This window comes from Alistipes senegalensis JC50 (genome assembly GCF_025145645.1).
In the GTDB taxonomy this organism is placed as follows: Bacteria; Bacteroidota; Bacteroidia; order Bacteroidales; family Rikenellaceae; genus Alistipes; species Alistipes senegalensis.
In genome coordinates this window covers 1,309,096-1,332,649 of record NZ_CP102252.1, presented here as the reverse complement: position 1 = coordinate 1,332,649, position 23,554 = coordinate 1,309,096, and the positions used below count along the sequence as shown (strand labels likewise).

The 23,554-nt window shown below is 55.2% G+C and carries 14 protein-coding genes; 13 read left to right on the top strand and 1 reads right to left on the bottom strand.

Features of this window, described 5'->3' with window-relative positions; all coding sequences use genetic code 11:
- Window positions 1-12: 12 nt before the first annotated feature.
- From NQ519_RS05230 to NQ519_RS05210, 5 genes are read left to right on the top strand one after another with little or no spacing between them, the layout of a single operon-like run.
- Window positions 13-1,599, top strand: a complete 1,587-nt coding sequence (locus NQ519_RS05230; RefSeq protein WP_026076814.1) for a beta-N-acetylhexosaminidase — start codon at window positions 13-15, stop codon at window positions 1,597-1,599.
- A 32-nt stretch (window positions 1,600-1,631) separates the two neighbouring features.
- The gene (locus NQ519_RS05225; RefSeq protein WP_014775057.1) at window positions 1,632-2,741 is read left to right on the top strand and encodes an acyltransferase family protein; all 1,110 of its coding nucleotides are present in this window, start codon (window positions 1,632-1,634) and stop codon (window positions 2,739-2,741) included.
- A 49-nt stretch (window positions 2,742-2,790) separates the two neighbouring features.
- On the top strand, window positions 2,791-4,806 hold the full coding sequence (locus NQ519_RS05220; RefSeq protein ID WP_026076815.1) for a glycoside hydrolase family 97 protein: 2,016 nt from the start codon (window positions 2,791-2,793) through the stop codon (window positions 4,804-4,806).
- Between the two features lie 4 nt (window positions 4,807-4,810).
- Entirely contained in the window at window positions 4,811-6,805 is a 1,995-nt protein-coding gene (locus tag NQ519_RS05215) for a glycoside hydrolase family 65 protein (protein ID WP_026076816.1), read from the top strand.
- A gap of 8 nt (window positions 6,806-6,813) precedes the next feature.
- Window positions 6,814-7,650 (top strand): endonuclease/exonuclease/phosphatase family protein, encoded by an 837-nt coding sequence (locus NQ519_RS05210; RefSeq protein ID WP_019152220.1) that lies wholly within the window; start codon window positions 6,814-6,816, stop codon window positions 7,648-7,650.
- Window positions 7,651-7,709: 59 nt separating this feature from the next.
- Here the strand turns inward: NQ519_RS05210 and NQ519_RS05205 are convergent, their stop codons facing one another.
- On the bottom strand, window positions 7,710-8,567 hold the full coding sequence (locus NQ519_RS05205) for a metallophosphoesterase (protein WP_227901012.1): 858 nt from the start codon (window positions 8,565-8,567) through the stop codon (window positions 7,710-7,712).
- 316 nt (window positions 8,568-8,883) lie between these two features.
- On the opposite strand from NQ519_RS05205, the gene NQ519_RS05200 reads away from it, so the two are divergent.
- From NQ519_RS05200 to NQ519_RS05165, 8 genes are all read left to right on the top strand, one after another.
- Window positions 8,884-11,976: a SusC/RagA family TonB-linked outer membrane protein gene (locus NQ519_RS05200; RefSeq protein ID WP_227901013.1), complete on the top strand. Its 3,093-nt coding sequence runs from the start codon at window positions 8,884-8,886 to the stop codon at window positions 11,974-11,976.
- 22 nt (window positions 11,977-11,998) lie between these two features.
- Window positions 11,999-13,849 (top strand): RagB/SusD family nutrient uptake outer membrane protein, encoded by a 1,851-nt coding sequence (locus tag NQ519_RS05195; protein ID WP_009599100.1) that lies wholly within the window; start codon window positions 11,999-12,001, stop codon window positions 13,847-13,849.
- A gap of 29 nt (window positions 13,850-13,878) precedes the next feature.
- Window positions 13,879-14,751 (top strand): discoidin domain-containing protein, encoded by an 873-nt coding sequence (locus tag NQ519_RS05190; RefSeq protein WP_026076817.1) that lies wholly within the window; start codon window positions 13,879-13,881, stop codon window positions 14,749-14,751.
- 29 nt (window positions 14,752-14,780) lie between these two features.
- Window positions 14,781-16,514, top strand: coding sequence for a glycoside hydrolase family 5 protein (locus NQ519_RS05185; RefSeq protein WP_227901014.1), 1,734 nt, complete (start codon window positions 14,781-14,783; stop codon window positions 16,512-16,514).
- 2 nt (window positions 16,515-16,516) lie between these two features.
- A complete protein-coding gene (locus NQ519_RS05180; protein ID WP_026076819.1) occupies window positions 16,517-18,007 on the top strand; it encodes a glycosyl hydrolase family 28 protein in 1,491 nt (496 codons plus the stop codon).
- 9 nt (window positions 18,008-18,016) lie between these two features.
- Complete coding sequence (locus tag NQ519_RS05175) at window positions 18,017-20,290, top strand: glycosyl hydrolase family 28 protein (protein WP_019152226.1); 2,274 nt, start codon at window positions 18,017-18,019, stop codon at window positions 20,288-20,290.
- Window positions 20,291-20,340: 50 nt separating this feature from the next.
- Entirely contained in the window at window positions 20,341-21,792 is a 1,452-nt protein-coding gene (locus NQ519_RS05170) for a fimbrillin family protein (protein ID WP_019152227.1), read from the top strand.
- Window positions 21,793-21,942: 150 nt separating this feature from the next.
- Window positions 21,943-23,448, top strand: coding sequence for a hypothetical protein (locus tag NQ519_RS05165; RefSeq protein ID WP_240047964.1), 1,506 nt, complete (start codon window positions 21,943-21,945; stop codon window positions 23,446-23,448).
- The last annotated feature ends 106 nt before the right edge of the window (window positions 23,449-23,554 follow it).

Genomic DNA, 23,554 nt, shown 5'->3' with positions numbered 1-23,554 from the left:
AAACATACCGATATGAAAAATGTTTTTTTTGCCGTCATGGCGCTTGCTGTTTCATTTACGGAAACCCGAGCGGCGGATTCTCCCGCGATCGTTCCCATGCCTCAGCACATCGCTTACGCAACTGGCGAAGGAGCGGTGCTCTCCGCCGGATCGCGGATCGCTGTACCCGGCGGGGCTAAAGCGTTGCGGAGTGTCGCGGAACTCTTTGTGCGGGATATTTGCCGGGAACATGGACTTCGGCTGAAAGTTTCCGGAATTTCCGAAAGCGGCATCGTACTCGGGATCGATCCGGCGCTCAGGGCGGAGGCCTATTCGCTCGACATCGGCCAAGGGCGTGTCGCCGTGACGGGCGGTTCCCCTTCGGGACTCTTCTACGGATTGCAGAGCTTGCGTCAACTTATCTCGCAGTATGGTATGCGACTTCCGGCAGTGCATGTGGAGGATGAACCTTGTTTCGCTTATCGTGGCGCCATGCTCGACTGCTGCCGTCATTTCTTCACGGTTGACGAGATCAAAACGTTCATCGACATATTGGCACTCCACAAACTCAACCGTTTTCACTGGCATCTGACCGACGACCAGGGATGGCGTATCGAGATCAGGCATTATCCCGAATTGACGAAAGTGGGGTCACGGCGAGCCGAAACAGTCCTTGGACGCAATACGAATATCTACGACGGCATACCTTCGGGAGGATACTATACGCAGCGACAAATTCGTGACGTCGTAGCCTATGCGGCCGAACGGTTCATTACGGTCATCCCTGAAATCGAGATGCCGGGACATGCCTCGGCGGCACTGGCGGCCTATCCCTGGCTAGGGTGTGCCGGTGAGGGGTATATAGTACGGACGCGATGGGGTGTATTCCCGGAAGTTTATTGCGCGGGCAAGGATTCGACGTTCGAATTCATGGAGAACGTGCTTGCAGAGGTGTGTGAACTGTTTCCCTCGGAATATATCCATATCGGCGGGGATGAGTGTCCCAAACAGAGTTGGACGAGCTGTCCCGCCTGTCAGCAGCGTATCCGTAATGAGCGGTTAGAGCATGAAAACGAATTGCAGAGTTATTTTGTCCATCGGATTGAAAAATGGCTCAACGCCCGGGGGCGCAATCTGATCGGGTGGGACGAAATACTCGAAGGAGGGATTTCAAAGACGGCTACGATTATGTCGTGGCGCGGTGCCGATGGCGGCGTTGCCGCTGCCAAGGCTGGGAATCAGGTGATCATGACCCCCAACACGCATTGTTATCTCGATTATTTTCAGACGCAGGAGCCGGAGCGCCTCGAACCACTCGGTATCGGCGGTTACGTGCCGGTTCGTAAGGTTTATTCGTTCGATCCCTATGACCGTCTTTCTTCAGCGGAACAATCCTGTATTCAGGGAGTACAAGGGAATATATGGACGGAATATATCGCTTCTTTTGCCCATGCACAGCATATGGCCTTGCCGCGGCTGGCCGCATTAGCGGAGGTGGGATGGGCCTGCGACCGCCGCGATTTCGGGGATTTCACCCGGCGCATGACGGTATTCCGGAAACTTTACGACAAATGCGGCTATCGCTACGCCTCCTATTTCTTCGATGGAACGGGCGAATAAATCGGTCTACCGGTGCTAAATATACTGCGATGATGAACCCGAACAGACGACTTTTATCTTTGGACACCCTGCGGGGGGTCGATATGTTCTTTATTATGGGCTTTTCAGGGCTCGTGACCTCGTTGTGCGCACTGTGGCCCGGATCTTTTACCGATATGCTTGCGTCGCAGATGCAGCATGCGGCGTGGAATGGACTAACGATTCAAGACACGATCTTTCCTCTGTTTCTTTTTATCGCAGGCGTGGCGTTCCCCTTCTCGCTGGCCAAACAGCGTGCACGCGGATTCGGCAGAAAACGGATTCTGGACCGGATTTTCCGCCGCGGACTGATTCTTGCCCTGTTGGGAATGGTTTATAACGGGTTGTTCGAGCTCAATTTCTCCTCGTTGCGCATAGCAAGCGTGCTGGGACGGATCGGCTTGGCTTGGATGTTCGCCGCACTGCTCTGCGTGTATTGCAGCGTGAGAACTCGGATAGCTGTTGCCGGGATTATCCTAATAGGCTATTCACTGCTGCTCGGCCTGGTCGTAGCCCCCGATGCTCCGGTCGGTGCCGATCCGCTTTCGGTGGAGGGGTGTCTGGCCGGATGGATTGACCGACAGTACCTTCCCGGACACATCCTTTACGGGGCATTCGATCCGGAAGGGATATTGAGCACCCTGCCGGCAGTCGTATCGGCTCTATTCGGAATGTTCACCGGCGAATTTTTGCTCGATGGCCGGAGAGGGCTCTCTGGCTCTTGGAAAGCGTTCTATATGGCCGTCGCCGCACTGGCGATCACGACGGCGGGCTTGTGCTGGAATCTTATCATGCCGGTCAACAAGAATTTATGGAGCAGTTCGTTCACTTGCGTGGTCTCCGGTTATTCGCTGGGGATGACCGCCTTGTTTTATTACCTGATTGACGTGTGCGGGTACAAACGATGGACGTTCGTTTTCCGGGTTATCGGATTGAATTCCATTACGATTTATATGGCGCAGCGGATTATTCCACTGCGTTATGCGTCCGATTTTTTCGTCGGCGGACTTGCTTCCAAATGCAGTGAAACAGTAGGGGCGGTGATCTACGATATAGGTTATATCGTGCTCTGCTGGCTGTTTCTCTATTTCTTGTATCGAAAAAACACTTTCCTTAAGGTATGACCGGCAAATAGCCCGAAAATTACAATAACCTCATTTAAATAAATTTAGCATGAACCAAACTTTGAAGTTCTCGTTCCGGAACTTGTTTTTGTCCTGTGTGTGCTTGCTTCTGTTTGCATGCGGCGGGAATCCGGAGATAATTTCTCCCGACGGGCGCACACGCCTTTCGTTCGTGACGGGCGCCGACGGCTGCATGGCCTATACCGTCGAACGCGACGGCAGGCCTTTGATCCTTCCTTCCGCCTTGGGCCTCGTGGCGCAAGAGCGAGACCTCGCCGGCGGCTTTTCGGTACGGGAGATTGTGAAAAGATCCGTGAACGAAACATGGACGCAGCCGTGGGGCGAAAATAAAATCCTGCGCGATTGCCACAACGAAATGACGGCGGTATTGAAAAACGACGACGGCGTGTTGCTGACGCTTCGTTTCCGGGCTTTTGACGACGGTGTGGCATTCCGCTATGAATGGGAGGTACCGGACCTCGATTCGCTGACCGTCACCGATGAACTGACCGAATTCCGCTTCGCCGAAGACGGCGTGTCGTGGTCGATTCCCGGAAATTTCAACACCTATGAATTGTTGTATCGCGAACTGCCGGTTTCGGCCGTTGAAAACGCCAATACGCCTTTCACATTCCGTGTGGACGGCACATACGGTTCGATTCACGAAGCGGCGCTGTACGATTTCCCCGAAATGAATCTCTACCGGACCGATTCGCTGGCCTTCAAAGCCGAGTTGGCTCCGCTGCCTGACGGTATAAAGGCTCGTATTCCCTCGAAATTCATGACGGCGTGGCGGACGATCCAAGTGGGAGACAAAGCGGTGGACCTGATCAACTCGTCGCTGATCCTTAACCTGAACGAGCCTTCGAAGATTGCTGACACTTCGTGGATCAAACCGCAGAAATATATCGGCGTATGGTGGGGACTGCATCTCGGCACCCATACATGGACAATGGGACCCCGGCATGGAGCGACGACGGAGAATGCTCTGCGTCATATTGACTTCGCAGCGGCGAACAATATTCAGGGAGTGTTGTTCGAAGGGTGGAACGAAGGCTGGGAGAACTGGGGTAAAACGCAGCACTTCGATTATGTGAAGCCCTATGCAGATTTCGATCTCGACCGCATTGCCGCGTATGCCCGGGAGAAGAACATCGAGTTGTGGATGCACAATGAAACGGGTGGTAATATTCCTGAATATGAAGCGGCTCTGGAAACGGCTATGCAGCGCTATGCCGGATTGGGTGTGCATGCCGTCAAAACGGGATATGCCGGAGGCTTCAGGGACGGCCAGCTCCACCACTCGCAGTATGGCGTGCGGCACTACCAGCGTGTCGTCGAGACGGCGGCCCGTTATGGGATCGTCATCGATGCCCACGAGCCGATCAAGGATACGGGCATTCGCCGCACGTGGCCCAATATGATGACCCGGGAGGGGGCACGCGGCATGGAGTGGAACGCATGGTCGGAAGGGAACTCCGCGGAGTATCTCTGTACGCTGCCTTTCGTACGGCTCCTGAGCGGTCCGATGGATTATACGCCGGGGGTATTCGATCTTGATTACTCGCGCGTCCGGGGCCGGGAAACCGGAATGCAGGAGTGGAACGGCGACAACAATTCGTGTTGTATCAAGACTACGCTGGCACGTCAGATTGCCAACTGGGTGATTATTTATTCTCCGCTTCAGATGGCGTCCGATCTGATCGAAAACTACGAGGGACATCCGGCTTTCCAATTCTTCCGGGATTTCGATGCCGACTGTGACTGGTCCGAAGCATTGCAGGGTGAACCCGGCGAATATATTGTCGTCGTACGCCGTGCGGATGACAGTTTCTTCCTGGGCGCCGGCACGAACGATGAGCCCCGGACATTGACCCAGAAACTCGGCTTCCTGAAGTCCGGTATGACTTATACTGCAACGATCTATGCCGACGCTCCGGATTCTGCGGAGAATCCCGAAAACTATCGCATCGAAAAACGGACCGTGACTTCTGCCGATATGCTCGAAATTGCAATGACTGCCCGTGGCGGGCAGGCCGTGACGTTTGTTCCCGTAAATGAATAGAACCATGATGAGACTTGTTTTTTGGGTCGTGCTGCTGTCGGTCGTTCCGCTGTCGGTCGATGCCCGCAGCGAAGGGTGGGTAATTACCGCACGAGATACCACGGCTGATTATTTTGCCGTCGCCATGGCCAACGGAGAAATTGGCGTAGCCGTGGGTCGGGAGCCTTTTGCCCTCGGTTCTGTGATTCTGGGAGGGAGTTATGAGCCGGGGTTCGGAGATGATGTGAGTCGTATTCTGGAAGGGATCAATCCGCTGGGGTTGACAATGGCTGTCGATGGTCATCGGTTCGATCCGTCGGAGGTCCGTCCACAGCATCAGTCGGTCGATATGCGGCGTGCAGTGCACACGACCCGTTTTTCAACGGACGGTGTGACGGTCGTCTATCGTATACGGGCCTTGCGGAACATGCCTTACGCTCTTATGACAGAAGTGGAAGTGACGGCGGAACGCGATGCAGAGGTTCTTTTTTCAAACGGTCATACCGTTCCCGGAGAGTTCGCCGACACCCTGCGGGAGTCGCGCACGGTCGGATGTGAGGACGGCAGCCGTATTGCCGTACAGCGCACTTCCGGCAGTTACAACCGCGGCCGCGACCATATTGTGGCTTCGTCGACTTTTCTTTGCGGTGAAGGGTGCGAAGCGGTCTCACCGGAAAGCGTGAGGATTGTTCTGCGCAAGGGCGGCCGGGCGTCGTTCTCCCTTGTGGGAACAATCTGTACTACAGCCGCTTTCGCCGACCCGTGGAATGAATCGGAAAGGCAGGCTATTTATGCAGCCCGGGAGGGAGCGGCGCAACTCGTTGCGGCACACGAACGGAAATGGGCGGAGTTGTGGCAGGGCGATATCGAGATCGAAGGCGATCCCACGGCACAGTTGGATGTGCGTTTCGCCTTGTTCAACCTTTACGGCTCTATCCGTGAAGGCAGTCGCCGGAGTATTCCGCCGATGGGCCTTTCGGCCCGGGGCTTTTACAACGGTCATATCTTCTGGGATTCTGAGATCTGGATGTATCCGGCGCTGCTGGTGCTCCGGCCCTGCCTGGCGCGCCAGATGCTCGATTACCGAACCGACGGACTCGATGCGGCCCGTCGTCGGGCCTACGCCCACGGCTATCGGGGCGCGATGTTCCCCTGGGAAGGGGATGACCGGGGCGAGGAGGCTACGCCGACCTTTGCCCTCACCGGTCCGCTCGAACATCATATTACAGCCGATATCGCCATCGCCAGCTGGAACTATTACTGTGTGACGCAGGACCGGGAGTGGCTGCGCCGCGAGGGTTTCCCGCTGATGCGCGAGGCTGCACGTTTCTGGTGCGATCGCGTTACGGCGAATGCCGACGGCAGCTACTCGATCCGCAATGTGATCGGAGCCAACGAATACGCCGTCGGCGTCACGGACAATGCCTTTACCAACGGCGCGGCCTGCCGGGCACTGGAGTACGCTTCGGCTGCGGCGGAGCTTTGCGGCGAGCGTCCCGATCCGCAGTGGAGTGCGGTAGCCGCGGGCCTTCGCATCCCGCACTTCGCCGACGGAACGACGCGCGAGCATGCCGGCTACGACGGCGAGATGATCAAACAGGCCGATGCCAACCTGCTGGGCTATCCGCTGGGCATCGTGACCGGACGCGAAGCTCAGTTGCGCGATCTGGAATACTACGAGCGCCGAATCGATCCGCGTAACGGTCCGGCGATGAGTTACTCGGTTTTTGCGATTCAGTATGCCCGGCTCGGAATGGCCGAAAAAGCCTGCGAAATGTTCCGTCGCTCCTACTTGCCCAACCTGCGGCCGCCGTTCGGGGTGTTTGCCGAAACGGCCACCAGCGGCAATCCCTATTTCATGACGGGTGCGGGCGGCATGTTGCAGGCCGTGCTGTTCGGATTCGGCGGGCTGGAGATTACGGCGGACGGTCTCGTGCAGCGCCCGTCTGTCCTGCCGCCACAATGGAAGAATCTGAGAATCAAAATAAATGGTAAAATCTATCAGGCAACGAACCAATAAATATTCCGATGAAAAAGACAATGCTTTTTTTGCTGCTTGCGTTCTGTTTCTCGAACTCGGTCCAGGCCGGTCAGGATGCAGTATCTATCAAACTGATTTCTTTCAATATGCGTACCAGTTGGGGGCGCGACGGCGACAACAGTTGGCCGAACCGTCGTCACTCCACGGCGCAAATGCTCCGGCAGGAGGCTCCCGATGTGATGGGCGTGCAGGAAGCCATGCAAGACCAGTTGTATTACATCGACACCGAATGTCCCCGGTATGCCCGTGTCGGCGAAGATCGTGACGGCGGGGCCGAAGGCGGCGAAACGATGGCGGTGTTCTACCTCCGCGACCGGTTCGAACTGCTGGACAGCGGCACCTTCTGGATCAGCGAGACTCCCGACAACGTGTCGCGCGGATGGGATGCCGCCTGCAACCGCACGGTAACATGGGTCGAATTGCGCGACAAGAGTTCGGGCAAAGAGTTTTTCTATTTCAACACTCACCTCGACCACCAAGGGAAAATTGCCCGTGAGGAGGGCGTGAAACTGATCGTGACGAAGATTCGACAGATTGCCGGTAAGAAAGCGGCGGTTATCTTGGGCGGAGACCTTAATACATCCATTGACAATCCGCATCTCAAGCCGTTGACCAGACTGATGGCTTCGGCACGCGATACAGCGGCGGAAACCGATCAAAAGGGAACATTCAATGGTTTCGGATCGGCTCCGGACACGATTATTCTCGATCATCTTTTCTACCGCGGCAGGATGAAATGTCGAAAGTTCGTCACCCTCGACGGCGATTACGGGGCGCCTTACATTTCGGATCACTATCCGATAGCAATGGTTTTTACGCTCTGAAAGCGACGAGGCCGATTCGTCGAACCGGCCTCGTCGTACTGTCCGGAATTTGAACTCCGTTATCGGAGAGCCTGGATCAGTCCGGTTCGAGCGTCCGGTATTTCATCGAGCGGATAGTACCGGTGGATGATCGTTCGATCCTTGATGACAATAATCCGCACTCCCGAAGGAGCGTCTCCCAACGGTCGGCCCACGGCACTCGTGGTTATCATTCCGATGTTGTCGTACGATGTCTCCGCGTTGTCGTGCAAATGTCCCGTAAAGACGGTTTGCACACCGGTTTCCCGGAACAGTTCGAAATATCTCCGGCGTTTTTCCGGCGAAATGGTCGAATAGCCGTCCGGTTCGTCGATTTGCCGGAGAAAGAACGGGTGGTGTGCGAAGACAAGAGATGTCCGGCTGGCCCTTTTCTTTTTGAGCGAACGGGCCAGCCACCGGAACTGATTCTCTTCTTTCGAGGGGTCCCGGGTTTCGTCTTTCAGGTAATCCGAGTTGATGCCGGTCAGTAGGATCCCGTTCACACGCACACAGAAGCGGTCGGTTCCGAGGTGTTTCGTGTAGGGTTCCACATCGACGGAACCCTCTTCCAGCCGGACGTCGTGGTTGCCCGGGAGATAAAGGGTCTTGATGCGGGGATTTATTTCTGCGACGATCCGCAGGAATTCCGTCCATTGGCTCTCGTCCGCTGCATTGTGCACGTAATCGCCGGTGAAGACGACGACATCGGGGCGGAGCCTGTTTATTGCTTCGACGGTTTTTGTGAGGGTGCGGGTTTCATAGGCCATGTCGCGGTTGTCGGCATAGAACCCCATCTGGGGGTCCGAAACCTGCATGATGATCGTGACCGGAGATTTTTCCCTTGCGGATGTGAGTGCGGCCGTCAGACAGCAAAGAGTTGTTAAAATGATCTTTTTCATTGGATTATAGATGAATGCATAGCCAAAAATAACGAATGGGTTGCCGAAATCCAAAAAAAAACGAAGGAATCCCACTTTATTTTCCTTACGGTGTTTTTCCGGTAAAATTTCGACCTTTTTTCTAAATAAGAGAAGAATTTTGTATCGGCATTTCAACCGAAACTACTTTATCTGAAAATTGTAAAATGAAACATGCTCATGACACACGTTTACGACATTACTTCTTATCCCGTTCTCTATTTGTAGTCGGGTCCCATCTCTACGAATCGCTAATGTTTGATCCCAGAAAATCATGAAATGTATTAAGATTGATAATATGTTGCGGACTGCGCGGTTGATTATGCTCGCCGTGTTGTCCGGAGGTATTTTCGCGGTTCCTTGCGGAATATATGCACAGTCTGCTCCCCGAACGGTTTCCGGTACTGTCACCGATGCGGCCACCGGAGAGCCGCTGATCGGAGCCACCGTACAGGTAAAAGGTGTGACCATCGGTACTACGACGGACCTGAACGGAATGTTTTCGATCAACCTGCCGGCAAACCGGAAAACACTGCTTTTCTCCTATGTCGGGTATGAAGCCCAGGAGATTGCGGTTGGCCGTGAGAATTATCTCAACGTGGCGTTGAAACAGGACGCCAATGCGTTGGACGAAGTTGTGGTGGTGGGTTACGGCCAGCAAAAGAAAGGCATGCTGGTGAGCTCGGTACAGTCCATCGCTCCCGCGGAACTGCGGATGCCTTCGTCGAGTTTGTCGACCGGGTTTGCCGGACGCCTGGCCGGTGTGATCGCCGTGCAGCGCAATGGACAGCCCGGTGCCGACCAGGCGGATTTCTGGATACGCGGTATCTCCACGTTCGGTTCCGCGACCAAGCCGTTGATCATCCTTGACGGTGTGGCTATCGACGCGAATGAACTGAACGGGCTGGACCCGGAGATTATCGAGAGTTTTTCGGTGCTCAAGGATGCTACGGCGACCGCTCTCTATGGTTCGCGGGGAGCCAACGGCGTGATGATCGTTACGACGAAGAACGGTAAGAATCTGGATAAGCCGGTCATTAATTTTCGCTTTGAGACGGCTCTTTCGACTCCGACGAGCCGCCCGGAAACGGTCGATGCGGTGACCTATATGCAGATGTACAACGAGTCGGTTCTGACGCGCGGTACGGGGCAGATTCCTTATACGCAGGCGAAGATCGACGGTACGCGGGCCGGCAGCAACAAATATATCTATCCGGATGTGAATTGGTACGATGAGATGTTTAAAAATTTGGCAGTCAACGAAAACTTTAACTTCAATATCCGCGGCGGCAGTTCGAGGGTCGATTACTTCATGAGCGCCACCGTCCGTCACGAGGAAGGTATGTTGAAGAACCTGAGCCGGGATTACTTCTCCTATAACAACAATTACTCGGTTTGGCGTTACGCTTTCCAGAACAATGTCAACGTCAATCTTACGAAGTCTACCAAAGTGTCGCTGAAAATCAACACCCAGCTCCGGGATACGCACGGGCCGGTGAAAAGCAGCGAAAACATTTTCGGAATGATCATGAACGGCAATCCCGCCGATATGCCGATAACCTTTCCCGACGATCCGACGGTAAACCATATCCGTTGGGGCGGCAAAGCCATGGTGAAGAATCCCGTGGCTGAAATGGTTACCGGCTACAAAGACGAGTTCCAGAGCGTATTGAACGCCAATCTGAGTCTGGATCAGAATTTCGATTTCATCACCGAAGGGCTTTCCGCTTCGGCGCTGATCTCTTTCAAGAACTATTCCTATACCCAGACATCGCGTTCGGCAGGTTATAATTCCTACGAAATTTCGGGTACGCATACGGGCGATGACGGATTGGAAGACTATGATCTGGAGATCCGCGGCAACGAGCAAAGTACGACACTCGCCACCTCCAGCAGTACTGACGGAGACCGCAAGATATATATCCAGGGAATGATCAACTATAACCGCAGTTTCGGCCGTCATGACGTGAGTGCTATGGTCGTGTATAATCAGGAGGAGACTGCGCTCGGAAATCCCGGTAGTCTGTTCAGTTCTTTGCCCAAGCGTAAACAGGGCCTTGCGGGCCGTCTGACCTACGGGTACGACAACCGTTACCTCATCGAGGCCAATTTCGGATACAACGGCAGTGAGAATTTCGCCGAGGGACGGCGCTTCGGCTTTTTCCCTTCGGTGGCCGTGGGATACGTGGTCAGTCAGGAGAAATTTTGGGCGCCTATCAAGAAGGCCGTCTCTTATTTCAAACTCCGCGGTTCGTACGGTCTTGTGGGCAACGACAGCGAGGAGACGCGTTTCATGTACATGTCGGACCTCTCCCTTTCCGGAGCCGGATATACGACGGGCGCCGACGGGGAGTATACGCTGAGCGGTCCCGTTTACAACCGTTTCGAGAATAAGAAGATCACTTGGGAAACCGGAGAAAAACTCAATGTCGGTGTCGATCTGCAATTTTATAACCGACTGAATGTAATGGTCGATCTGTTTCAGGAGGTCCGGAGCGGTATTTTCCTGGAACGCGGCACAGTTCCGGCTTTTCTCGGAACGGCTACGACAAAAGTGTACGGCAATCTGGGTAAGGTGAGAAATCGCGGTTTGGATCTCTCGATGGATTATACCCATCAGATCGGCAAGGATTTCTTCATTTCTGCCAAAGGAACCTTCACCTTCGCCCGCAACCGGGTGCTTGAACAGGATGAGCCGGATTACCTGCAGTATCCCAATCTTTCGCGGGTCGGCCGTTCGGTCAATTCGTTCCTGCTTTATGAGGCGCAACGCCTGTTTATCGACAATAACGAGGTGAAATACAGTCCTGAACAACTGCTGGGCGGTGAAATCATGGCCGGCGACATCAAATACGTCAACCAGCCCGATGCGAACGGCAACTACGACAACACGATCAATTCGAACGACCGTATTTATGCAGGGTATCCCGAAGTGCCGGAGATCGTCTACGGGTTCGGGTTTTCAGCGCAGTGGAAAGGACTCGATTTCTCGGTCTTCTTCCAGGGTACGGCCAATACGTCGCTCGTGATGAGCGGATTCCATCCGTTCGGTATCAATAACAATGTCAAGCGCAACGTCATGCAGTTCGTCGCCGACGATTACTGGAGCGAAAGCAATCCGAATATCTATGCGGCCTATCCGCGGTTGAGCGTCGTGGAATACGGCAACAACACGGTTGCCTCGACCTACTGGCTCCGCGACGCGTCGTTCCTGAAACTGAAAAACGCGGAGATCGGCTATACCTACAAGAAAATGCGTTTCTACATCAGCGGATCGAACCTGCTGACCTTCTCGAAATTCAAGTTGTGGGACCCCGAACAGGGCGGCGGATCGGGACTGAAATATCCGACCCAGCGGGTTTTCAACATTGGAATCCAGATGACGTTATAAAATAAATTCCAAACGAAATCCTATGAAATATTACACACATATTCTATCCCTGATTTTATCTGCCGCATTCCTGTTTCAGGCGTGCAGTTATCTGGACGTAGTCCCCGATGAGACGCCGGACGAGAAAGACGCCTTCCAGAACCCGACGATGGCCGAACGCTATCTCTATTCCTGTTATTCGTTCCTGCCCAATCCGCGTCACGAAACAGCTTCGCTGGATCTGATGACGGCCGATGAAGTGGTGACCCCGTGGGAACACGAGACCTTCGCCAACTTCCCGAAGGGAAACTACAACGCCAGCGAACCGGTGATCTCCTACTGGAATACGCTTTTCGGAGGTATCAGGCGGTGCTACATCTTGCTGGAAAATATCGACGCAGTGCCCAACATGACGGAGGCGAATCTCCGGATTTACAAAGGAGAGGCGAAATTCCTGATCGCTTATTACCATTTCCTGCTTTTGAAGAACTACGGTCCGATTCCGCTTATCAAGGGCGTCATGTCCATCGATATGGACAAGGCGGACTTCCCCGAGCGGGACAGTTACGACGTATGTGTGCAGTGGATCTCTGACCTGTTCGACGAAGCGGCCGGGATGCTGCCGGCAGAGCAGACCTCCACGGCCTACGGCCGGGCCACGAGCGTTGCTGCCAAAGCGCTGAAATCACGGTTGTGGCTCTATGCCGCTTCCCCGCTCTTCAACGGAAACAGCGAATACTATGCAAATTTCGTCAGCAAAGTGGACGGGCGCCATCTGATCAGCCAGACTTATTCGGAGGCAAAATGGGAAAAGGCGGCTTCCGCAGCCGAGGAGGCCATTGAGGTCGCTAAGGCCGCAGGTTATAAACTCTATACCGAAAGTCCGGTGGTTACGTCGAGGTTCGCCCAACCGACCGATCCCGTGCATCGGGTGCTCCGTCTGAATTTCATGGATTACAACACTTCGAAAGAGGTGCTGTGGGCCGATACCCGGAAAGAGGGTCACTATGGGTTGCAATACAAGTCCACTCCCTATCGCGTGGGTCCGTCATCGGGCAACGGTGTCGGCGTGACATTGACGATGGTCGAGATGTTCTATTCCAAAAACGGACTTCCGATCGATCTCGACCCGGAATACGACTATACCGGGAGGTACCGTTACGGGGAGTATCATAACGATGTCTGCGACGGTGTGACCATGAACCTGAATATCGATCGTGAACCCCGCTTCTATGCGTGGGTGGCTTTCCAGAACGGGTATTACGAAGTGCTCCGTCGCGACGGAGCTGACGACAACGCGAACATCGTGCAGACGAAGTTCCGCAAAAACGATGTTTTCGGCATCAAGGAGCGCACGACGAACTACACCCCTACGGGATACCTCAATAAGAAGGGTTGTTCGCCGCTCTACAACAACATTCAGGAGGACGTTGCCGCTCCGCATTATCCGTGGCCGGTGATTCGCATGGCAGAGCTGTACCTGAATCTTGCGGAGGCTTATGCCAACTTGGGACGGATTGACGAAGCGGCAGCAGCGCTGAAACCGGTCCGCGAACGGGCGGGACTGGACCCGGTGGACGAGGCTTTCGAAAAGGCGGGGCTGACGCTTGGACGCGACGAAATGATCCGCATGGCACGTCAGGAGCGGACTATCGAACTTTATCTGGAGGGGCACCGCTTCTGGGATGTGCGCCGTTGGAAAGAGGGCGACAAGTATTTCAACGTCCGCCCCAAAGGCATGAATTACAACGGGGAGTCCGATGCCGATTTCTTCCGGGTGACCGAGGTGATCGTCCAGCGCAAGTTCATGACTCCGATGCATTACCTGATGCCGATACCCAAGGATGACATCAACAAGAACGAACGAAAGTTCGTCCAGAATCCGGGTTATTGACAGAATCACGAATTTGAAAAACTGCATCTATGAAAAGCATATATAAAATACTGTTGCTCTTTACCTGTTCGTGCGGCGTTTCGTGCGGCGGGGACGATGAGCCTGTCATGACGGCGCTCGCCGTACAGGGAATCCGTGCCGAGGCATTTCCGGGAGCGATCCGACTGACATGGAACCCGATCGAAAGCCGCGACTTCCTCTATGCCGAGGTTTCGTATTACGATTTCGGCACGCAGACGACAATTTCGAAGCAGTGCAGCCGCTATACCGGCACCCTCTACATTGACGGACTGCTAAACCGATATGGGAAGTACCGTTTCACATTTACGGCTTACGATGTAAACGGAACGCCCGGGCAACCCGTCTATATCGAACGGCAGTGTGAAAAGGCCGAGTCCTATTATGTGGTTGTTGCGGAGAATCCGATCCCGCTCGCAGCAGACCAGTTGGCTACCAATGCCCAGGAGCCGAGCGAAGGCCCCTTGGAATTGCTTGTGGATGGAAATCCGGATACTTTTTTCCAGAGTTTCTGGGATGAGTGGACCTATCCCGAATTGAAGCCTACGGGTTATCATCACCTGACTTTCGATCTTCGCAAGGAAGTTTCAGCGTTTAAATTCCAATATTGGAACCGTAAGAAAGCGAACGGTTCGCTGCCCAAGACCGTGAATATTTACGGCAGCCCGGATGGCGAAACGTGGACGTTGCTGGCCCAATTGGATAACCTGCCCGGTGATCTGGGTTCCTCCTACACTTCGGAGCAGTTTCTGCCGGAAGAGCCTATTTCCCATGTAAAATACGAGGTGGTGAAAGGAACCGATGTCTACCAGCCCTATTTTTCACTCGCAGAGATCGAATTTTACGAGGTCGTGCGGGAATTGGTCGATCCCGAAGCCGAATGACAATCATAATTGAAAAAGCAACGATAAAGATGAAAAAACTTTTGAAATACATATTGCTGCTAATTTATGTCGCATTGATGCCTGCTTGTGGGGAAGATTCCGGACTGGACGGCGTATTTGCGAATAAGCCTTTTGCCCTGGTGACCGCTGCCGACGGCGGGCGGACTTCCATTTCGGCGGTCATCGACGACGGCAAGCGGACGATCCGTCTGACTTTCGACAAAAAGCGGGATGTGGATGCCGTGGAGTTGACGTTCCAGTTGAATCCCGGGTATGCGATGGTTTCTCCGAAGGAACCGGAGACGACGATGGACCTGACGCAACCCCGAACCGTGACGGTCAGCTCGGGAGCCGGGGAGGTCTCCTACGAAATCTCAGCCCGGAACGAAACCCCGGTCTTGTCGGCCTCTTTCCTGTTTCGCGGGAAACCGATCGAGGGAGTGATTGACCATGAGACGAGGACGGTTTCGTTCCCGATCACGACGATCTATGCTTCGGAATATCCGGAGGAGCTGTTGGGTGCCGTACCGCTGGATATCACGCTTTCCGACGGCTATCGGCCGACAAGCGAAAAGGTTTCGTACGACCTTTCGACCGGGGAGAGTTTTTCCGTTTACAAAGACCGCAATACGTACACTTATAGACTGGTTGCCGACATTGCTCCGATACCAGTGGCGGATCATCTCTCTGATTTCCGGTTTCGGCGCGGCGTGAACCTCGCTTATTGGATGACGGAAGCCGATCGCGACTGGTTGGGCTATGTCACGCCCGCTCAGTTCCCGTTGTGGAAAGAGTTGGGATTCGACCATTTCCGGGTTCCTGTCGACGAGCTGTGCATCTTCGACCGGGAGGGGCGGTTTAACGAAAAGGCCGTCGGGAAATTACACGAACTTTTTACATGGTGCGAGCAAAACGGCATGTATGCGATTCTCGACCTGCACACGCCGGCTCCCCGTGAAGGCTCGGACAGGTACCGGGAAGAGGAGTTGTACGACCCTGCCTATCCCGAATTTCGCGCCCATTTCGTGCATGTTTGGCGGAAACTTGCGGCGGAATTCAAGGGCCACAATCCGAAGTGCGTGGCCTTCGAACTGCTGAACGAGCCCCATGACGGGACGCCCGACGCAACTGGTTGGAACAAGCTTCAGAATGAGGTTCTGACGGCAGTCCGAGAGCAGGACCCCGAACGGATCGTATTCGTCCCGGCAATGGGCTGGCAGGACTACAACTACATCAAGTATGCACGGGTGGCCGAGGAAGATCCCAATGCGGTTGTGTCGTTCCATTATTATCTCCCGATGCTGCTGTCGCATTATAAGATGCTGGCGTGGGTCGGCTATCAGGGAGCCGTGCAATATCCGGGGGTGGTCATTCCCACTCAGTCGGATGCTGACAAATACCCGCAGTATGCCTCTTTTCACAAAACGACCTACAATGCCGACCGGATTATGGGTGAAATGTCCAATGCGGCGTCCGACGGTCGGAATGCCGGACTTGCGGTACATTGCGGCGAATTCGGATGCAGTAAAAACGTCGCGGAAGCGATGCGTTTGGCGTGGTTCACGGATATGGTGGCTGCCATGGAGGCAAATAATATTCCATGGACGCTTTGGGAGTGCCTCGACGGCGGATTCGGATTTGTCGATATGGAATATGGCATTTACCGGATCAACTGTCCTCTGCTGAAAGTGTTGACCGGCAAGGAATTGACCGATGCAGAGGCGAAAGCTCTGCTGCAAAAGTATGGATTTAAAACCGAATAGGAATGTTGTTGAAGATTGCACAGGGCGTATTCTGGATACTTGCTGTTTGCCTGATGCCCGGAACGGCCTATGGGGAGGGCCGGGACGTCCTGCCCGGAAACGCCGCCTATAAGGTCGAGGTTTTTCGGGGCGGAACCTGGGAGGAGATTTTCGTTTACAATGCCCGGGTTTCCGATTATGCCGGCAATCCCGAGGCGGGATATACCCAGTATACAATGGGGTTCGCCTTGTTTACGGACTCGTTTCGGCAGCCGTTGAAGGTCCGCGTGACCCGCCGTGCGGGGACGTTTTCGAAAGTGGAGATTCGTCCGCTCTCTTACGGCATCGTGCCCGACGTGCAGACCCCGAACAGCGTCGAGTTCGAACTGGGCGATCCCGCGCAAAAGGTTTCGGTGGAGTTCGACGGCAATCGGATGGAGAACCTCTTCATCCTGCCCGACCTGCCCGACACGGCGATCCCGATGGGTGCCAATGTAACTTATTTCGGTCCCGGGGTGCACAATGCGGGTGTGATCCGTATTGCGAATGAAAGCGGCCGTATTCTCTATCTCGATGAAGGGGCGGTCGTGCTGGGACGGATCGAGGCTGAAAATGCCGCCAACCTTACAATTCGAGGACGAGGTGTTTTCTGTTCGTCGCAGGAGGATCACGGCGCCGGCCGGCGGCCGCAGATGGAGTTCCGCAATTGCGACAATCTGAAGATCGAGGGCATCCTGCTGCGCGACACGCCGAACTGGACGCTCAAGATCGTCGGGAGCACGGGCGTGCATATCGACAATATCAAGGAGATCGGCTGGATCATGAACTCCGACGGCATGGATTTCATCTGCTGCCGCGATGTGCTGGTCGAAAACACCTTCCAGCGTAACTACGACGATAACGTGACCATCAAGGCTTTCAATGCCACGCCCGAATACATCGCTTCCCATACGAATGCCGACGGCTCCTATTCCGACGGGGCGATCTGGATGGTTGCCGGGCTTCGCGATTTCGAGGTCTGCAACTACGAGATCCGCAACTGCGTTTTCTGGGCCGACAAGGCGCACAATATGCTCGTAGGCCCCGAGGCGCGGGGCATTGCATTCCGGAATATCCGGTTCCACGACAACATCGTGCTGGAAAACCGTCAGGACGACGGGATTTATCCCGGGGCGATGGCGGTGATGATCGCCGACGACGGCACGTTCGAGGACATTGCGTTCGAAAACATCATTGTCGAGGACATCGACGGCGGAAAGGTTTTCTGCGCGCACTTCACCAACGCCTGGGCGTTCGACGGACTTTATGGACAATGGGCCCGGAACATCACCCTGCGCAACATCGCCTATACCGGTACGCGGGCGACTCCGAGCTGGATCAGAGGACGCAACGACGCGCAGTCGATCGACGGAGTGACGATCGGGAACTTCACGGTCAACGGTACGCCGGTAACCGACGGATCGGGCCCCCATCTGGAGATCAATGAATATGTTCGAAACGTAACGTTCGAATAGACTTGTACCATGAAAAGAACCTTGACAATCTGTCTCGCCCTGTGTACGGCCGTGCTGTCGACCGCCTGCTCCGACTCCGCGTGCGATTCGGACCTGGCTGCGGGCGGAATGGCTGTGGTGCGGGCCGTGCCGCAGACTGTGACTGCGGAGGCCGCCTATGCCCACCGTGTCTGCCTGATCCGTGAAGGCGTTGTTGCGCAGTCCGTCTCTGCGGCATCCGCCGCGGCGCTCGCACCGTTTCGGGTAGAGCCGGGAACCTATGGAATGCTGGCGGTTGCTGCTGCGGACGAGGATAATCTGACCTTTCCGGCAGCGGAGGGGATCGCTCTGTCGGAGTACGGCGTCCGGATAACGGACATGACCGCTCCGATTCCCGACCTGCTGATCGGGTGCAACAGCCGTTTCGAAGCCGTCGCCGGATCGGTTTCGGCTCCGGTCGGGATGAAGCGGGCCGTGGCTCACCTTACGGTGACTGTCGTGGGGCTGGAAGCGCTCTCCTGCGAAAGTATCACGGTCTCGATTCCCCGGATGTACGACCGGATCGCCTCCGACGGAACGCCCGGAAACAGCGGGGCTGAATTTTCCGAAAAGGCGATCGTGCTGGCTCGGAACAGCGCGGGACGTTATGTCGGCCAGGCCGTCGTCCTGCCGACTGACACAGCCTCCGCGACGTTGGAGTTCCGCTTCACGATCAACGGAAAGAATTATGTTTCCGTGCAGGAAACGCGTATCGAGGCTAATCGGAAATACGCGCTTTCGGTCGCGGCGAAATTTAAGGACGATACCGACCTGAAACTTACGCCCGTGATCAGCTATCTCCCCTGGGACGCTCCGACGACGATTCCCGACGACGGGCTGCCCGCCATGGACGACCGTCCGGCCAATGACGATTTCACGGTGGAGATTTTCCGCAACGGATGCTGGGAAGAGATTTTCGTGTACAATGCCGAAGTTTCGGACTATGCCGCCAATCCGGCTGCGGGGTACGTCCAGCATGACATGGGCTTTGCAATGTTCACCGATGCGTTCGCCGCTCCGTTGAAGGTCCGTGTGACCCGCCGTGCGGGGACGTTTTCGAAAGTGGAGATTCGTCCGCTTTCTTACGGCATCGTGCCCAACGTGCAGACCCCGAACAGCGTCGAGTTCGAACTGGACGATCCCGCGCAAAAGGTTTCGGTGGAGTTCGACGACAACCGAATGGAGAACCTCTTCATCCTGCCCGACCTGCCCGACACGGCGATCCCGACGGGTGCCAACGTAACTTATTTCGGTCCCGGCATTCATAATATGGGGCGCAAGGAGATTCTCTATAAGGATAATCAGACGATCTATCTCGACGAGGGGGCGCTGGTCTACGGCAGCATCTATGCCAAGGGATGCCGCAACTTGACGATCCGGGGGCGGGGCATCCTCTGTTCGTCAAAGGAGAATCACGGCGACGGCCGCCAGCCGCAGATCGAAACCTTCGACTGCGACGGTTTCAAGGTCGAGGGCATCCTGCTGCGCGACACGCCGAACTGGACGCTCAAGATCGTCGGAAGCACGGGCGTGCATATCGACAACATCAAGGAGATCGGCTGGATCATGAACTCCGACGGCATGGATTTCATCTGCTGCCGCAATGTACTGGTCGAGAATACGTTCCAGCGCAACTACGACGACAACGTGACTATCAAGGCCTTCAACGGAAAGACCGATTACGTCACCGCGCACACCGCCTCCGACGGATCGTTCACCGACGCTTCCATCTGGACGGTCTATTATCTGGCGCAGAACAAGTTTGATGTCTACGATTACGAGATCCGCAATTGTGTTTTCTGGGCCGACAAGGCGCACAACATGCTCGTCGGTCCCGAGGCGCGGGGCATTGCATTCCGGAATATCCGGTTCCACGACAACATCGTGCTGGAAAACCGTCAGAACGACGGGATCTATCCCGGAGCGATGGCGGTGATGATCGCCGATAACGGCACGTTCGAGGATATTGCGTTCGAAAACATCATTGTCGAGGACATCGACGGCGGAAAGGTTTTCTGCGCGCACTTCACCAACGCCTGGGCGTTCGACGGACTTTATGGACAATGGGCCCGGAACATCACCCTGCGCAACATCGCCTATACCGGTACGCGGGCGACTCCGAGCTGGATCAGAGGACGCAGCGACGCGCAGTCGATCGACGGAGTGACGATCGGGAACTTCACGGTCAACGGCTCGCCGGTAACCGACGGATCGGGGCCTCATCTGGAGATAAACGGATACGTCCGGAACGTGACGTTCGAATAACCGCCTGAAATCAATAAAAAAATTTTATTAACCACCTTAAACGCATAATTATGAAAAAGTATTCCATGTACACATTTGCCGTCGCCATGCTGGCCGGTATGATTCTGACGGGCTGCTCCTCTTCGGAGGAGATTCCGGGAGGTACTCCCGACAACGGACCGAAACTGAAGATCGAGACCCGCTCGGCGGATGCCGCCGAGGCTGCTTATGCACACTGGGCGATTCTGGTGTCGGAGGGTAACATTGCGGATGCAAAGAGCGCCGCCGATGCTGCGGCTTTAGGTTCTTTCTCGGTCGAGCCGGGCAGCTACACCGTTTACGCCGTCGCTTCCAGCGACGAGGCGAATCTCACTTTTACGGGTGTCGCCGCTTCGAATGCCGTTGCCGATGCACGTGTCAAAATAACCGACATTTCGGCTCAGATTCCCGAACTGTTGGTCGGTAATTCCGACGTCGTTACGGTCGGTGCCGAAGGCGCGGCGGCCGCACTCCAGCTCAAGCGCGTCGTGGCATCGGTCACGGTGACGGTCAGCGGACTGGAGAACGTCGATGCCGAGAGCATCACCCTGACGATCGGCAACATGTACGATCAGGTGAGTCTCGACGGCGCGTTTTCCAAGAGCGGAGCTGCGTTCGCATCGAAAAGTCTTGTACTCACCAAGAATGCCGAAGGCAAGTTCGTCGGCAACGCTATCGTGATGCCTACCGATACGGAGGCTTCCAACCTCTCGCTGACTTACAGCGTCAACGGCACGGATTACACCAGCACCCCTGCGGGCCGGATCGCGGCCAACGGGCAGTATGAACTGGCGACGACGGTCGAAGCCGGCAGTTCCTCCTCGAAGGTCAACCTCAACTCGGCGATTACCTACGCGGCCTGGGACAGCACGGTGGTGAATCTTTCCGACAGCTTTACCATCGACGAGACTACCCCTGACAAGCAGTGGATGGGTCCGACAGCCCTTCCGATCAGCGGTACAGCCGCTCCTGGATACGACAATTTCTGGGCGTCGTCCGATGGAGGCGATTCCGGCTGGGGCGAGACATTCTGGCAGTACAACCTTTATGACGGGAACAAAACGGACGGAAGCAACTATTGGTGTCCTGCCGAATGGGACCGTACAGCTCCCATCTGGTATATCAACCTCGGCGCTGCCAAGCAGGGCGTGACCATCGACTACTGGAACAAGGCTGGCGGTAAGGGCGGTCAGAAAATCAAGACGATGGACATTTACGCAAGCAATACGCGAGCCGATTACGGCGGTGGCAATGCGGATTGGGTGAAGATCATGACTTTCACCTCCGACAAGACCACTCCGACCACGGACGCCGGGGCGCAAGTGACGACGGGCAAGATCGCATTCTCGGAGGATGGAAGCGTCTCCTATCAGTATGTAAAATGCGTGATGACATCTAAGGTTAATATCGACGGTGCGACCATTACGGATGTGCTCGACGTGAATGTCGGCGAACTGGAGGTTTCGACTTGGGAGTACAAATAGTTGTCGGAAAGGAGTTTCCCTCCTGCGATACGCTGAATGGGGATTTGCGGGAGCGGACTTTAGCAGTCCGTTCCCGGTATCGCCCCGAACGGCAGTCGTGTGGGCCTGCGGGGCCTGAAGAATCAAGTATATAATATGAAAGCCATGATGATGAAAAAACAGAATGTCGGGAATGCCTGCGGATGGGCGGATCGCCTTGCACGTCTCCTGTTGCTGCCTGCGCTCACGCTCGTTCTGCTTTGCTCGTGCGACGAGGACAAGGCGAAATCCGAAAGACCGGAAGAGGGGGATCAGCTTTGGAAGATCGTGCCCGTTCTTGCATCCGAAAGCGATGGCTTCGAGGGGCTCGGTGAGTATGGGGTGTCGCTCTACCTTTTCAACGACATGTCATCCGACTGCTATAAATACCAGCATGCCGACTCGTTCGGCGATCTCGAACCTTTCGTGGTGGAAAAGGCGGCTTATTCGCTTGTCGCGCTGATGATGGATCGTGATGTTCCTCATGTTTTCTATGAGGCTTCGGACGAGGCCAAAAAGAACACAACCGTGACCGTAACGGACATGAACGAGACTATTCCGGATATGGTGCTCGGTACGGCGTCCGTTTCCCGGAATGTCGGCGCGACGGTTCCCGTCTCCGACCTGCAACGGCTGGTCGGGGCCTTGGATGTCCGCCTGACCGATGTCCCGAATGATGTCACGGCCGTGGAACTTACCGTAGGCGATCTCTACGACCGGGTCGACCTTACGGGGCAGTACGACTTTTCGACGGGGGAGCCTGCTTCGAAGCGGATCGAGTTGACGAAAGAGGGAACCGTTTTTTCAGCCCGGAGTGTGCTGATGCCTTCGGACGAGACGAGGGCCAATGTGAAGATGGATTTTCGGGTTTTCCGGGGCGACGCGTATGAGGATTTCGTCGTACGTCTTTCCGGAAGTATTCCGGCAGACAAACTCACGCGGCTTGAAGGCCGTGCGGAAGAGATCTTGAAGAATGCTGAACTGACGTTGGGTTTGACCTATGCTCCGTGGGATGCGAGCATAACGATCGAGGATCACTTCCAGACCGACGACGACCTGAATAAGGTTTGGTCCTCGGCGCCGCTTCCCATCAGCGGCGCAGCCGATCCCGGATATGACAATTTCTGGGCTTCGTCCGTATTCACCGACTGGGACGGTTCCGTAAAATACGATTCGTATCTTTATGACGGTATCATGGACGGGAGCGACGAGCACAAGGACCTCTATTGGGGCCCCGACGCAGTTGGGGAGGCAGAAAAAGGCACCGTTCCGTCGTGGTATGTGGATTTGGGAACCGGATGTCAGGGCATTACGCTCACCTACTGGAACAAATTCGGAGGCAAAGGCGGCCAGAAGCTCCGCACGATGAATATCTATGGAAGCAATGCTCCGGAGGACTATCGGGGCGGCAACGAAAGCTGGACGCTGATCACGACTTTCACTTCCGACCGGACGAAACCTACGGAAGACGCCGGAGCCGAGGTCACGACCGGGCGGATCGAATTCGACAAGGGAAATGCGACCTACCGGTATGTGAAATGCGAGATCACCTCCCGGGTGAACGCCGACGGCAATGTGGTCGAGGATTCCGATGTGAATGTTGCCGAAGTGCAGATAACCGTGTGGTCCTGTAAATAGGAATGTTTCGGCCCGGCTTGACGGCCGGGCCGTATTTTATGTAAAAATCAATTGGACATGAATGAACGATTGTTGCCGGGACGTATCCGTTCGGGCTGGGGAGTCT

Excerpts from the sequence above, each read along its gene's own strand:
- NQ519_RS05205 (WP_227901012.1), bottom strand. The coding sequence starts at position 8,567 with ATGAAAAAGATCATTTTAACAACTCTTTGCTGTCTGACGGCCGCACTC.
- NQ519_RS05185 (WP_227901014.1), top strand. The coding sequence starts at position 14,781 with ATGAAAAAACTTTTGAAATACATATTGCTGCTAATTTATGTCGCATTG.
- NQ519_RS05175 (WP_019152226.1), top strand. The coding sequence starts at position 18,017 with ATGAAAAGAACCTTGACAATCTGTCTCGCCCTGTGTACGGCCGTGCTG.
- NQ519_RS05225 (WP_014775057.1), top strand. The coding sequence starts at position 1,632 with ATGAACCCGAACAGACGACTTTTATCTTTGGACACCCTGCGGGGGGTC.
- NQ519_RS05180 (WP_026076819.1), top strand. The coding sequence starts at position 16,517 with ATGTTGTTGAAGATTGCACAGGGCGTATTCTGGATACTTGCTGTTTGC.
- NQ519_RS05165 (WP_240047964.1), top strand. The coding sequence starts at position 21,943 with ATGAAAAAACAGAATGTCGGGAATGCCTGCGGATGGGCGGATCGCCTT.
- NQ519_RS05230 (WP_026076814.1), top strand. The coding sequence starts at position 13 with ATGAAAAATGTTTTTTTTGCCGTCATGGCGCTTGCTGTTTCATTTACG.
- NQ519_RS05195 (WP_009599100.1), top strand. The coding sequence starts at position 11,999 with ATGAAATATTACACACATATTCTATCCCTGATTTTATCTGCCGCATTC.
- NQ519_RS05190 (WP_026076817.1), top strand. The coding sequence starts at position 13,879 with ATGAAAAGCATATATAAAATACTGTTGCTCTTTACCTGTTCGTGCGGC.
- NQ519_RS05210 (WP_019152220.1), top strand. The coding sequence starts at position 6,814 with ATGAAAAAGACAATGCTTTTTTTGCTGCTTGCGTTCTGTTTCTCGAAC.
- NQ519_RS05220 (WP_026076815.1), top strand. The coding sequence starts at position 2,791 with ATGAACCAAACTTTGAAGTTCTCGTTCCGGAACTTGTTTTTGTCCTGT.
- NQ519_RS05215 (WP_026076816.1), top strand. The coding sequence starts at position 4,811 with ATGATGAGACTTGTTTTTTGGGTCGTGCTGCTGTCGGTCGTTCCGCTG.
- NQ519_RS05170 (WP_019152227.1), top strand. The coding sequence starts at position 20,341 with ATGAAAAAGTATTCCATGTACACATTTGCCGTCGCCATGCTGGCCGGT.
- NQ519_RS05200 (WP_227901013.1), top strand. The coding sequence starts at position 8,884 with ATGTTGCGGACTGCGCGGTTGATTATGCTCGCCGTGTTGTCCGGAGGT.